Annotated in this window: 10 protein-coding genes; 7 read left to right on the forward strand and 3 right to left on the reverse strand. The window is 63.0% G+C overall.

Annotated features, from left to right (window positions below; all coding sequences use genetic code 11):
* Position 1 precedes the first annotated feature (1 nt).
* Genes BDOA9_RS11435 through BDOA9_RS11450 form a run of 4 tightly spaced genes read left to right on the forward strand, consistent with a single transcriptional unit; the run spans position 2 to position 4642 of the window.
* Complete coding sequence (locus tag BDOA9_RS11435; protein ID WP_025034075.1) at positions 2-1660, forward strand: hydantoinase B/oxoprolinase family protein; 1659 nt, start codon at positions 2-4, stop codon at positions 1658-1660.
* Positions 1661-1700: 40 nt separating this feature from the next.
* The gene (locus BDOA9_RS11440) at positions 1701-2702 is read left to right on the forward strand and encodes a TRAP transporter substrate-binding protein (RefSeq protein ID WP_025034076.1); all 1002 of its coding nucleotides are present in this window, start codon (positions 1701-1703) and stop codon (positions 2700-2702) included.
* A 10-nt stretch (positions 2703-2712) separates the two neighbouring features.
* Positions 2713-3306, forward strand: a complete 594-nt coding sequence (locus BDOA9_RS11445) for a TRAP transporter small permease subunit (protein WP_025034077.1) — start codon at positions 2713-2715, stop codon at positions 3304-3306.
* A gap of 31 nt (positions 3307-3337) precedes the next feature.
* Complete coding sequence (locus BDOA9_RS11450; RefSeq protein WP_025034078.1) at positions 3338-4642, forward strand: TRAP transporter large permease; 1305 nt, start codon at positions 3338-3340, stop codon at positions 4640-4642.
* A gap of 183 nt (positions 4643-4825) precedes the next feature.
* Here BDOA9_RS11450 and BDOA9_RS11455 read toward each other — a convergent pair whose 3' ends face one another.
* Together BDOA9_RS11455 and BDOA9_RS11460 are read right to left on the reverse strand one after the other, a co-directional pair.
* The gene (locus BDOA9_RS11455; RefSeq protein WP_052363077.1) at positions 4826-5674 is read right to left on the reverse strand and encodes a class I SAM-dependent methyltransferase; all 849 of its coding nucleotides are present in this window, start codon (positions 5672-5674) and stop codon (positions 4826-4828) included.
* Between the two features lie 19 nt (positions 5675-5693).
* Complete coding sequence (locus BDOA9_RS11460) at positions 5694-7454, reverse strand: adenylate/guanylate cyclase domain-containing protein (protein ID WP_192859558.1); 1761 nt, start codon at positions 7452-7454, stop codon at positions 5694-5696.
* Positions 7455-8996: 1542 nt separating this feature from the next.
* Between BDOA9_RS11460 and BDOA9_RS11465 the strand changes: the two genes are divergently transcribed.
* The 3 genes from BDOA9_RS11465 (at position 8997) to BDOA9_RS11475 (ending at position 11928) form a co-directional block, all read left to right on the forward strand.
* A complete protein-coding gene (locus BDOA9_RS11465) occupies positions 8997-10712 on the forward strand; it encodes a pyrroloquinoline quinone-dependent dehydrogenase (protein ID WP_025034081.1) in 1716 nt (571 codons plus the stop codon).
* 92 nt (positions 10713-10804) lie between these two features.
* Positions 10805-11143, forward strand: coding sequence for a c-type cytochrome (locus BDOA9_RS36720; protein ID WP_244521466.1), 339 nt, complete (start codon positions 10805-10807; stop codon positions 11141-11143).
* Positions 11144-11160: 17 nt separating this feature from the next.
* A complete protein-coding gene (locus BDOA9_RS11475) occupies positions 11161-11928 on the forward strand; it encodes a substrate-binding periplasmic protein (RefSeq protein WP_025034083.1) in 768 nt (255 codons plus the stop codon).
* A 36-nt stretch (positions 11929-11964) separates the two neighbouring features.
* On the opposite strand, the gene BDOA9_RS11480 is transcribed toward BDOA9_RS11475, so the two are convergent.
* The gene (locus BDOA9_RS11480) at positions 11965-12609 is read right to left on the reverse strand and encodes a glutathione binding-like protein (RefSeq protein ID WP_025034084.1); all 645 of its coding nucleotides are present in this window, start codon (positions 12607-12609) and stop codon (positions 11965-11967) included.
* Between the last annotated feature and the right edge of the window lie 71 nt (positions 12610-12680).

Raw genomic sequence — 12680 nt, forward strand, 5'->3', positions numbered from 1 at the left:
CATGAGCAAGGCAAATGGCGCGAGCCTGATCGACCTGCAGATCATGTGGCACCGGCTGATCGCCGTGGTGGAGGAGCAGGCGCAGGTGCTCTTGCGCACCGCCTTCAGCCCGATCGTGCGCGAATGCGGCGACCTCTCGGCCGGCGTGTTCGACCTCAGGGGCCGCATGCTGGCGCAGGCGGTGACCGGCACGCCCGGCCACGTCAACTCCATGGCGGAATCGGTCAAGCACTTCCTCGCTCACTTTCCGATCGAGACGATGAAGGAGGGCGATGCCTACATCACCAACGATCCCTGGATGGGGACCGGTCATCTCAACGATTTCGTCGTCACCACGCCGTGCTTCAAGGACGGCAAGGTCGTCGCGCTGTTCTCCTGCACCAGCCATCTGATGGATATCGGCGGCATCGGCTTCGGGCCCGACGCCACCGACGTATTCATGGAGGGGCTCTACATCCCCATGCTGAAGCTGATCGATCAGGGCGTCGTCAACGAGACGCTGATGGCGATGATCCGCACCAACACGCGCCTGCCGATCGATACCGAGGGCGACACCTATTCGCTGGCCGGCTGCAACGACGTCGGCTGCGAGCGCCTGGTCGAGATGATGAGCGAGTTCGGCATCGACACGCTCGACGAACTCGGCGATTATATCTGCGACCGTTCGCGCGAGGCCGTGCTGGCCGAGATCGCGAAACTGCCGAAGGGCAGCTGGCGCAATACCATGGTGGTCGACGGCTATGACGCGCCGGTGACGCTGGCGGCGACGTTGACGATCTCGGATACCGGCATCCACGTCGATTTCGACGGCACCTCCGCGGCCTCGAAGTTCGGCATCAACGTGCCGCTGTCCTATACGACGGCTTACACCGTGTTCGGCCTCGGCTGCGTCGTCGCCTCGCAGATCCCGAACAATGCCGGCTCGCTTTCGCCGCTGACGGTGTCGGCACCGGCTGGCGCCATCCTCAATGCGCCGAAGCCGGCGCCGGTTGCGTCGCGTCATGTCATCGGCCAGATGCTGCCTGATGTGGTGTTCGGCTGCCTGCGCCAGATCATTCCCGAGCGCGTGCCCGCCGAAGGCACCTCCTGCCTGTGGAATCTCAACGTGCGCGGCCAGACCCGCTCCGGCGCCGGCGGCAATTACGGGTTCTCGATGGCGGTGACTTCCAACGGCGGCACCGGCGCGCGCTTCGGCAAGGACGGGCTGTCGGCGACCGCTTACCCAAGCGGCGTGCGCGGCACGCCGGTCGAGATCGCGGAGACGCAGACGCCTTTGATCTTCTGGCGCAAGGAGCTGCGTCCGGATTCCGGTGGGGCAGGGCGCACCCGCGGCGGTCTCGGCCAGATCATCGAAGTCGGCAGCGGGGTCGATGCGCCGTTCGACATTCTCGCGGCGTTCGACCGCATCGATCATCCGCCGCGCGGGCGCGACGGCGGCCGGAACGGCGAGGCCGGCTATGTCGGCCTCAAGTCCGGCAAAAAACTGCGCGGCAAGGGTTTTCAGCAGGTGCCGCCGGACGACCGGCTGCTGGTGCTGACGCCCGGCGGCGCCGGCATCGGCGATCCCGCGACGCGCGAGCGCACGGCGGTCAAGGACGACGTCGAGAGCGGCCTCGTGTCTTCAGACAACGCAGTTGCAGTTTATGGGTACGCACGGTGACGCGCTGGCGTCTTGTGCGATAGCAAACAGAGGGGATGCGATGATCACGCGACGAAACTTCACCGCGGGCGCAGCGGCGCTGCTTGCGGCCGGCCACGTCTCCACTCGCGCCCGGGCGGCGAGCGTGAGCTGGGACATGTCGACGGTCTGGCCCGACGGCAATTTCCACACCCAGAACGCGATGGCGTTCGCGGAAGAGGTCAAGAAACAGAGCGGCGGCACCGTGGCCATCACCGTGAAGGCCGGCGGTCAGCTCGGCTTCAAGGGGCCCGAGCACCTGCGCGCCGTGCGCGACGGTCTCGTGCCGCTCGCCGACGTCCTCAACATCCAGCAGGTCGGCGACGAGCCCTTCATGGGCGTCGAGAGCATCCCGTTCCTCTGCGGCTCCGTGGACGAGCTCAAGGTGCTGCACAAATATGTGCGGCCCGAATACGAGAAGATCGCCGCGCGCAACAACCAGAAGATCCTCTACATCGTGCCGTGGCCGACGCAGTATCTGCATCTCAAGGCGAAGGTCGCCGACGTCGAGGGCCTCAAGAACATCAAGATCCGCGTGCCGGACAAGAACGCGGTCGAGATGCTCAACGCCGTCGGCATGGCGGCAGTGATGATCCCCTGGGGCGAAACCATTCCCGCACTTGCATCTGGCGCGGTGGCCGGCGTTTCCACCTCGTCGGTGTCCGGGGTCGACGGCAAGTTCTGGGAGTTCCTGAAATACGTCTACCCGACCAACCATGTCTGGTCGTCGCAGATGCTCACCGTCAATCTCGATTCCTGGAAGGCGCTCGGCGCCGATCAGCAGAAGCTCGTTTCGGATATCGCGGCGAAGATGGAGCCCACCTTCTGGGCCAATTCGCTCAAGGCCGACGTCGACAGCCTCAACCGCCTCAAGGAAGGCGGCATGGAGGTGGTGCCGGTCTCGCAAGCCATGATGACGGAGATCCGGGCCAAGACCGCGCCGCAGCTCGACGCCTTCCTCAAGCGCGTGCCGGCGGCCGACAAGCCGGTGCGGGCCTATCTCGCCGAAATGAAGCGCGGCTGAGGGTGGAGACGTGGTGAGCGTTACGCCCGAAGCACCGCAAAGCCTCAACGCGGCGGCGCCAGCGCCGCTGCGCATCGTTCTCGATGGCATCGATCGCCTCGGCCGGCTCGACGGCTGGATCGGCGGTTTCTGTCTCTTGATGCTGACGCTGTTGATGCTGTGCGAGGTCGCAACGCGCTTCCTCTCGAATTTCCTGCCGTTCTTTCCGCCGAGCATCTCGATCGCGTGGGAATACTCGTCCTATCTGATGGCGGCGTCTTTCACCTTCGGCGCCGCCATGACGCTCCGCGTCGGCGGACACATCCGCGTCGTGCTGCTCCTGAAGAACGCGCCGCTGCCCGTGCAGCGCGCGCTGGAAATCCTCTCGGCGGCGGCCGGCTTCGCTTTCATGGCGTTCCTGACCTCGGCCATGGCAAAGTTCACCTGGAGCGCCTTCGTGCGCGGCCAGGTCTCGACCTCGAGCGACACGCCGCTGTGGTTTCCGCAGGCGGTCGTCACCTTCGGCATGCTGCTGCTGACGCTGCAGTTCCTGGCGCGTTCGATCCAGGCCGCGTTCGGCTTGCCGCTGGAGGATCATCGCATGAAGGCCTCGCCCGTCGAATGACCGCCTCGTCCGCATCGAGATTCGAGATCGCATGACCATCGAAGTCGTCGCCCTGTTCGCGATCCTGTTCGTGCTGCTGGCCTGCGGCGTCTGGATCGGCCTCACGCTTGCGCTCACCGCGACCTTGCTGCTCGCGACGTTCCGCTCGATTCCCCTCGACAAGCTGCTGCCGCAATACGCCTGGAACATCCTGACCACGCAGGAGCTACTGGCGCTGCCGCTCTTCATCCTGATGGGCGAGCTGCTGTTCCGCACCCGCCTGTCGCGCTCGCTGTTCCAGGGCCTCGCACCGTGGGCCGGCCTGCTGCCCGGCCGCCTGCTCCATGTCAACGTGATCGGCTGCACCATCTTCGCGGCGATCTCGGGCTCGTCGGCCGCGACCACGCAGGTGATCGGCCGCATGTCGCTCAACGAGCTCCTGCGCCGTGGCTATTCCCGCGACATCGCGATCGGCTCGCTCGCCGGCGCCGGCACGCTCGGCTTCCTGATCCCGCCGTCCAACATCATGATCATCTACGGCGTGCTCGGCGATGTCTCGATCCTGAAGCTGTTCACGGCGGGCGTGCTGCCGGGCTTCCTGCTGGCCGCGACCTTCATGGCCTGGGTGATGCTGCATACGAGCCTCAAGCCCGCGATGGTACCGGAGCAGGAAGCCAAGCTTTCGCAGGTGCCGTGGAGCGAGCGCTTTGCAGCACTGAAGGATCTCGCGCCGGCGCTGTTCCTGATCGCCTGCGTGCTCGGTTCGATGTATGGCGGGCTCGCAACCCCGTCCGAGGCTGCTGCCGTCGGCGTGCTCGGCGCGGCGCTTGTCGCCTGGGCGCAGGGCGCAATGTCGCAACAGGTAATCCGCGACGTGCTGATCGGCTCGGTCATCACCTGCTCGATGATCGCGCTGATCGTGCTGGGCGCCTCGATCCTCGGCAATGCCGCGGCGTTCCTCGGCATCCCGCAGGCGGTGGCCGCGTTCGTCAAGGGCCTCGGCCTGTCGCCCTTCATGCTGATCGTGGCGCTGGTCGTCTTCTATCTCGTGCTCGGCTGCTTCCTCGACGGCTTCTCGATGATCGTGATGACGCTGCCGATCGTGCTGCCGATCGTGAAGGGCGCCGGCTTCGACGAGGTCTGGTTCGGCGTCTTCCTCGTGCTCGCCGTGGAAATGGCGCAGATCACGCCGCCCGTCGGCTTCAACCTGTTCGTCATCCAGGGCCTCACCGACGACGGTCTCGGCTATATCGCGCGCGTCACGATGCCGTACCTGGTGATCATGATCGCCTTCGTGCTGCTGCTGACGCTATGGCCGGGCATCGTCACGGTCCTCCCGCGGGTGTTGTACGGGTAAATTCACCTCTCCCCATCGGGGAGAGGTCTGCGTGTAGCGCCGCGTGAGGGGCGCGGCAAACTCGCCAGGCCTTGTACCCACAAACCCAGCGGTAGAACGCAACGCACGCAATGTCTGCCTCGCCCCTGAAGCGGCTGAGTTCGTGCGGCGCCGCAATATGTCGCGATGGGCCACAAGGAGACCTCAATCAGCTTTGGTCCCAACAGCAATCCGCATGTGCGTCTTGAAACGGTAGAATTCCCCATCCCGGAAGGGTTCGAGCGCCGCTATGACGGCTTCCTTGGTGCGTTGTCGTGCGTCTTGAGCGAGCCCACTCCAGATCGCACCGGCGTTGATCTCGATCAGTGGCTGCCAAAAGGGCACCCCGACCTTGATCCGGGGCTGAACCTCGATATCTTGCTCCTTTCCATGCACCAGACCAGCGGCCATCACAAAGGGCAAGAGGCTGTGATTTGCCGCGAAGCGCAGCGGATGTCCAACTTCCTCGTCAGAAATCGGATTATCCCAACTGTTGTTGGCTGCCCGCATCACCGTCCAAACCATCGTATTGTTTTCTTCCGGGCCCCAGACCATGTGAGCTGCACGCCGGCCGCCCTTCAGCACCCGTGCGCATTCGCGCCACGCCGCCGCCGGATCATCGCAATACATCAGCCCATATCTACAAGTAATCGCATCAAAGCTATCGTCTGAGAATGGCAGCCGCTCCATGGCCGCCGTTTCGAAGGATATGTTACCTAAACCGAGCTTTTCGCTCCGGCGCCTGGCAGCCTCTACCATCTCCGGCGCGACGTCGGTTACAGTTACGGAGCCGTGGGAGCCTACCCGTCTTGCCGCGGTCATTGCCGGCTCTCCCGCGCCTGAAGCAAGGTCTAGCACGCTCATCCCTTCCGAGACCCCGGCGGCGTCGAGCAGCATTTGGTTGATCTTCTCCTGTTGCTCAGCCATGGGGTCGGCCCACTTTTCCCAATATTTGGCGTGCTCCGAATAATGCTGCCGCCAATGCTGGGACTGTTCCGGCGTTAGATCGATCATCCTAGCCTCCAATCTCTCATTAGCTAATTCCGGCTTGCCTCAATGCGCCCGCCAGCTTGTCGCGGTCAGCGGCATCGCGATACGGATGTCGTCGCAATGCCCGCTTTACCGAATATTCTGGATCGATCTCTCGCAGGTGCTCGACCGCAGTACCAGCCTCAATCAACCGGCCGAGTTTCGCGTAGGCTGCGGCCTGCATCGTGAATGCCTCTGTCCAGTTCGGTATCTGACGCATTACGCCCTGAGCTGCTTTGACGACTTCCTCGTAACGATCCAGCGCAAAGAGCGGAACACACATCGATTGCTGTGCTGCGTAGAGCCGCGGATCACGCGGGTTGATGCGAAAGATGACTTCGAACCAGTTCAGCGAGTCTTTAGGTTCCCCGCAATAGCCCAGCACCATCGCCGTGCCTAGGCTACAACTGTAAGAGCCAGGACTTAGCTCAGAGCCGCGCTTGACATGCGAGACCGCCTCATCGTGTCGGTCGAAAGAGAGCAACGTCATTCCCAAAAGAGTGTGGGCGACTGCGTTGCCCGGATCCAGGTTGACGGCACGGCTCGCGAGTGCGAGCGCCTCGCTCATGGCCTGCTGACCCGTCGTTGTCCAGCCGCTCGAAGCGATCGCATATAGGCAGCCCGCTGTTACCGTATAGCCGTCGCTCTCTGTTGGATCGATCTCGGTTGCGCGGCGCCCAAGGTCAACTCCGCGGAGACATCCTTCGCGATCCCATCTATGGAAGCCGTCCCAAGCCTGTATCCGCAACTGCCACGCCTGGACGTTGGCAAGTCCGGACTGTCGCGCACGAGTAGCTTCAGTCTTGACCAGGGTGCCGCCGATCGCATTGTGGATACGCGCCGTGATTTGATCCTGTAATTCGAAGATATCCTCAAGCTCGCTGTCCCAGCGATCGGCCCAAACATGGCTCCCCGTTGCGGTTTCGATGAGCTGGCCGGTAATCCGAATGCGATTGCCGGCCCTGCGCACGCTACCTTCCAATACGTAGCGGACATCAAGTTCACGTCCAACTTGCTTTATGTCGACGGCCTTGCCCTTGTAGGTGAAAGTCGAGTTCCGTGCGATCACCAGTAAGTCGCGGATCTTGGATAGCGACGTGATCAGGTCCTCCGTCATTCCGTCGGCAAAGTATTCCTGTTCTGGATCGCTGCTCATGTTGGTGAATGGAAGCACAGCGATCGAGGGCTTGTCTGGAAATGGGACTGGGTTACTCGCGTTTGGAGAGGCAGCTGAAACGGTGCTCGTCGGCTCTGCCCGCACAGCACTTGACGGTGAGTGCTCTGAGCGAACCGCGTAAATACGTACCGGACGATCGATGTTTTTCAGTGTTCTTTCGCCTAGATCGGCGAATTCGAAGGGTGTCTTTCCACGAACTTGATCATGAACCTGCCCCGACACAAAAACCTTGCCTGGTTCACACTCGTTCTCCAAACGGGCGGCCACGTTGACGCCATCACCGAAGATATCGTCATCATCGACGATGATGTCCCCGACATTGATGCCAATTCGAAACGCAATCTTCGGGTCTGTGCTGCCGCTTACGGCTGCTATCTTATCCTGGACCACCATGGCGCAGGTCACGGCGTCTACAGCGCTCGGAAATTCAACGAGCATCCCGTCCCCGGTCGTCTTGACCAGGCGGCCACGATATTCCCCGATAGCCGGATCGATCACCTCGCGGCGGAGCGATTTAAGGGCGGTGAGAGTGCCAATCTCGTCCACACCCATAAGACGGCTGTAACCGGCAACATCGGCTGCCAGCACCGCCGCCAGCCTCCTCTCCACGCGATTCCCCGCCACGAAGCACCCGTTGGTTTTCTCAGCCAGCAAGGGATGAAAACATAGGCCGGGGCTTTGCACCAGCGGGCACGAACCCTTGGAACGGACGAATGACCGCTTTGGGTCATTTTCGACCGTTTCAACAGGGATTGTCGGAAGGCTGATGTCCGCTTCTGCCTGTAAGCGTCCCCGCGGGCCAATCGATGGTATGGTCAAACGGTGGCCTAACGAACAAAATTCATGCGGTCGTTCATAGCACGCGTAGGATGGGTTGAGCCCTTGCGAAACCCATTGTGCTTCGTCGGAGGCGAACGAATTGATGGGTTTCGCTGGCGCTCTACCCATCCTACGGGATGCCGCGGATGCTTTGCGGGAAAACACTTTCCCCACAAGGGGGAGATGGCCTCCGACGCCACGGCGTTGACGCTTGCCTCTACACCATCCGTTGTGTTGCCCGACGGGCAAAACACGCCAGCACTGGGTCGACAGCCGTCCGCAAAATATTCGTATTTACAGAAGTTCGGCTTTGCCGTACAACGCGCCATCCCGCCCGCCACAAGGGGCGTTTCGCGATCGTCACGGAACGCGGGCCGGGATGCGGTGGCCGCGACGGCGTCGGCGCGCGTGGTGGCTGCGGGGCGGGAAACCGTGAGCAGCGACAGGCGCGATACGACACGGCGCTGACAGCGTCTTCGAATGGCCTCGACGGCGAGCGCACGCCAGCCGTGGAGAACCCAACGAGGACGTGCGCGGACGGAGAAGTCGTGTGGTCCCGACGCCCGGGGTCTGTGCGTCAAGCCTTGCGGAGATTTGGCGGCCAACCGGTGCGCGCATCAATGATCCGCAAGGCGACGGGGGCAATAGTGCATCGCTCCCCGAGGAGCACGAAGGACACCGTAAAAACCATCGCGCAGGGAAGGCCGGGCGACCGGCAACACCTGTCGTCCACCCCGTGCGCGCTTCTTTCGCACACGCGGGACTTCGGGTGCCCGCCGGCGCCCGGCCTTCCCTGCGCCCTTGCTTCAGACAAGGGCGGAAAAGGATAGCAAAGCTCGGGCGAACGACGCCGCGAGGATAGGCAGCTATGTTCATCATTCAAAAGCGATCTCGTGCCCCGGATACAGCACAGAGCCCGGCGATCGTCACCTGCTCGATGATCGGGCTGATCGCGTTAGGCGCGTCGATCCTCGGCAATGCGATGATCGACTCGTTCCGAAATTCGGCCGCTCCAAAGCAAAAACGGTCAGCGCCGCTGCCGTTTCAAGTCGCTTTGCATCAAAGTCACCTTCAGCGCGCATTCCGTGTTTGCACGCCCTGTGATCCGTCGTACACTATTGCGGCAAGCAGAAGTACAACAGCAACCACTCCGGTGAACGTGGCTCCTCGGTGCGATGCGCCGAGAGAGGGGACGTCTGTTGACGATTCGGTCCGATGGAGGACGATCGACGCTCACTGAACTGCAAAGAACCCCTCGCGGCGGCGTTCACGAGACGCAATCAACGAACACAAGAGCGGGAGGAAGTGCAAATGAGGAAACAGTGGCTCAGCTCGGTCTTGCCTGCCGTCGTTGCGACATTTGCAGCGACGGCGGCATTGGCTCAGTCCGTCGATACGGGCCGTATCGAGGCGGCCGGCCAGAACGATTGGCTCACCTATCACGGTTCGTACAAATCCCATCATTACAGCCCACTTGCGCAAATCAATGCGAGCAATGTCGGCAATCTGGGCGTGGCGTGGATGCACATTCCCGGACGATCGACGCGCGGGCTGCAATCGATGCCGCTCGTCGCCGACGGCGTGCTGTACTATTCGGGTTCCTACAGCCGGGTCTTCGCGCTGAACGGTGCGACCGGCGAAGTCAACTGGTCGTTCTTTCCGGAGCTGGATGAGGCGCTGATCAGCCGCCAGACCCACTCTCCTTACAATCGCGGCGTCGCTCTCGGCGAAGGCAAGGTGTTCGTCGGCACCATGGATGGCCGTGTCTTCGGGCTGGACGCCAAGACCGGAAAGGTCCTCTGGGAGACCAGGCTGATCGACTCGCAGAAGCTGACGGTCGGCTTCACCGGCGCGCCGCTCTACGCCAAGGGCAGCGTGATCATCGGCGCGCAAGGCGGCGAATGGCCGGGCCGCGGCCCGATCTTCGCGCTCGATGCCGCGACCGGAAAGAAGAAGTGGGAGTTCCTGACGGTCGCAGGCACCGAAGAGGCCATGAAGACCTGGGGCAACGAGTCCTGGCGCACCGGCGGTGGTGGCGGCTGGATGCCGGGCACCTACGATTCCGAGACCAACACCGTCCTATGGGGCACTGCGAACCCGGCGCCGCTCTACGATTGGTCGGGCGCAGACTACAAGACCCAGGGCGCGCGTCCTGGCGACAATCTCTATACCAGCTCGGTGATCGGGCTCGACATCGATACCGGCAAGCTGAAATTCTACCATCAGGAACTGCCGCACGATGCCTGGGACTTCGACAGCTCGGTCGGCGAATTCGTGATGCTCGAGCGAGACGGCCAGAAATACGTGGTCCATCCGAACAAGGGCGGCTTCGTCTTCGTCTACGACCGCAATCTCAAAGTGCAGAACGTCTGGCGGCTGGTCGAGAACATCAACTTCGTCAAGGATATCGATCCCAAGACCGGCGCGCTGATCGGCCGTCGCGACTTCCCGGTCGGGAAGGTCACCGAACCACCGCTGTGTCCGTTCATCGGCGGCGGCATCAGCTGGAACGCCGGCTCCTACAGCCCCAAGACCGGTCTCTATTACAAGATCGGACAGGAATGGTGCATGACGCTGGATATCCAGAAGACAACACCGGTCACCGCGCCGCAGGCCCAGCTCAACATCGGTGCCGATTTCAAGATGGTGCCTCCTCCGGGTGGCGAGATCTACGGACATCTCGACGCGCGCGATCCCATCACCGGCGCGAAGAAATGGGAGGTTCGCTATCCCGAGCCTCCGCTCGGAAGCGTGCTGTCGACCGCGGGCAACCTGGTCTTCGTGCCTGATTCCCGCGGCGTGCTGCACGCCTATGATGCCGAGACCGGCGCCGAGCTGTGGAAGCACAACAACGGCACCGGCCATCAGGGCGGCATCGTCAGCTACTCCGTCGGCGGCAAGCAATATATCGCCGTGACGGCGGGCTTCGGCGGGATGCTGGCGGACGAATATGCGCCGAACTTCGGCGGCGTCTACAAGAGCATGCCGCGTGACGACGGCGCCTTGGTCGTCTTCAGCCTGAAATAGTCTGCCGCAGCTGTTCTGATCCTGGAGCGGGCGCAAGCCCGCTCCTTGATCGACGTCGCGGCCGTGCGTGGATCAGGAATGGAGCGTAGCTGTTGAGACTGCCTTGCAAGACGATTCCGGTCGGGCTGGTTGCCTCGTTGCTGTGGGCTGCGCTGGCCCAGGCACAATCGGCCACGCCAGTGCCGGAGAACGGAACGCTCGAGGTCGAGCAGGTGTTCGCGGGGACGTGCGGCTTCTGTCACTCCGACGGGGGCCGGGCTGCCGGCAAGGGGCCGCAACTGATGAATTCGCCGCGCGACGACGACTTCATTCGCAATCGCATCAAGCAGGGCAAGCAGGGGGCGATGCCGGCCTTCGACGGCGCCTTCACCGACGCCCAGATCGACCAGATGGTCAAGTACATCCGCGCCCTGAAACCGCGCGAGGGTTGAACCGCAGAGAGCGCGGAATGAAGGTCTTCGTCCCGGTCGTCGCTGCTGCCGCCATCGCCCTCTCTGGGCAGGCGGCGGCGCGACCGCTGGAGGCGATCCGCTCCAGCGGTGTGATCGGGCTCTGCGCACATCCCAATTCGCTTCCCTTCGCGCACAAGACCGGCGATCCGGCCGGCTTCCAGGTCGAGCTCGGCCGGGTGCTGGCACGCGAGCTCGGTGTCGCGCTGAGGCTCGACTGGATCATCACGCAGTACCAGATGCGCAGCGCCGGCTGCGACATTCTCCTGGACGTCATCGCCGATCAACAAGCGCAAGGCGAAACCCGCCTGAGAATCTCCAAACCGTATTACCGCACGGGCGTCGCGCTCGCCGTGCCCGCATCCAGCGCGCTCACGTCCTTCGCCAGCCTCAACGAATCGACCAAAGTGGGCGTGCAGGTTGGATCGATCGCAGCGATGATCATCGGCCAGCGGCGCGTGCCGATATCGACCTTCGGCTTCGAGAGCGACAGCCTGGAGGCCGTGTCGAACCGCGAGATCGATGCCGCCGCGGTTACGCCCATTGCGGCGAGCTATTTCAATCTGACCCATCCGGACAATCCGCTCCGGATCCTGGATCGCGACGAGAGCACGGCCGACCTGAACTGGAATGTCGGCGTCGGCATGGTCCGCCCGGACGATGCGTTGCGCGAAGCCATCGACGCAGCGGTGGAGCGGCTGCGCAGCGACGGCACGATCGACCGGATCTACCGCCGCTACGGCATCGCGCTGCAGGCGCCGAGATAGCGCGCTGCCACGCGAACACGGAGCTCCCGTGCAGCGTCAGGCCGCCGCCTTCTTCCGCGCGAGCTCGGCCTTGTACAGCTCGAACTCCTCGGCGATCGCCCTCGCGATGGACGGCCGCTGACGCAGCCGCTCGTGATACGCCTTCACGTTCGGCCATTTCGCAAGCTCGATCGGCGGCGTCGCCATGGTCCAGTTGATGACCGTGACGAGATAGGCATCGGCCACGCTGAAATGATCGAGCAGGAACTCGCGTCCCTCGAGGTGTTTGTCGAGATAGTCGAGCCGCGACAGGTTCTTCTCCAGGGCATAGGCCTTGGCGTCCTGCGGCGCCTTGCGGTCGAGCAGAGGCACGAACAGACCCTTGTGCAGCTCGGTGCCGATGAAGCAGAGCCATTGATGCAGCCGCGTGCGTTCGATGCCGGCGCTGGCGTCAAGGCCGGCTTGCGGGAAACGGTCGGCGACGTATTGCAGGATCGCGGCGTTCTCGGTCAGCACCACGCCGTCGTCGGTGCGCAGCGTCGGCACCAGGCCGATCGGATTGACGGTGCGGAAGTCGGAGCCGTCGTTCAAGACCTTCTTTGTCGGCGGATCGACTTCGAGGTAATTCGCCTCGGCGCCGGCTTCATACAGCGCGACGCGCGTCGCCATCGAGCAGGCAAGCGGCGAGAAATAGAGATCCATCTGGTAGCCTCCTTGGACAATTTCTCTTTGGGTGTCGCTCAACCTGGCCAGATTGATTTTTGTACCATCTT

Origin of the sequence: Bradyrhizobium sp. DOA9, assembly GCF_000617845.2 — a bacterium.
In the GTDB taxonomy this organism is placed as follows: Bacteria; Pseudomonadota; Alphaproteobacteria; order Rhizobiales; family Xanthobacteraceae; genus Bradyrhizobium.

Coding starts and splice junctions, on each gene's coding strand:
- BDOA9_RS11435 (WP_025034075.1), top strand. CDS start 2: ATGAGCAAGGCAAATGGCGCGAGCCTGATCGACCTGCAGATCATGTGG.
- BDOA9_RS11440 (WP_025034076.1), top strand. CDS start 1,701: ATGATCACGCGACGAAACTTCACCGCGGGCGCAGCGGCGCTGCTTGCG.
- BDOA9_RS11455 (WP_052363077.1), bottom strand. CDS start 5,674: ATGATCGATCTAACGCCGGAACAGTCCCAGCATTGGCGGCAGCATTAT.
- BDOA9_RS11475 (WP_025034083.1), top strand. CDS start 11,161: ATGAAGGTCTTCGTCCCGGTCGTCGCTGCTGCCGCCATCGCCCTCTCT.
- BDOA9_RS11450 (WP_025034078.1), top strand. CDS start 3,338: ATGACCATCGAAGTCGTCGCCCTGTTCGCGATCCTGTTCGTGCTGCTG.
- BDOA9_RS11465 (WP_025034081.1), top strand. CDS start 8,997: ATGAGGAAACAGTGGCTCAGCTCGGTCTTGCCTGCCGTCGTTGCGACA.
- BDOA9_RS11480 (WP_025034084.1), bottom strand. CDS start 12,609: ATGGATCTCTATTTCTCGCCGCTTGCCTGCTCGATGGCGACGCGCGTC.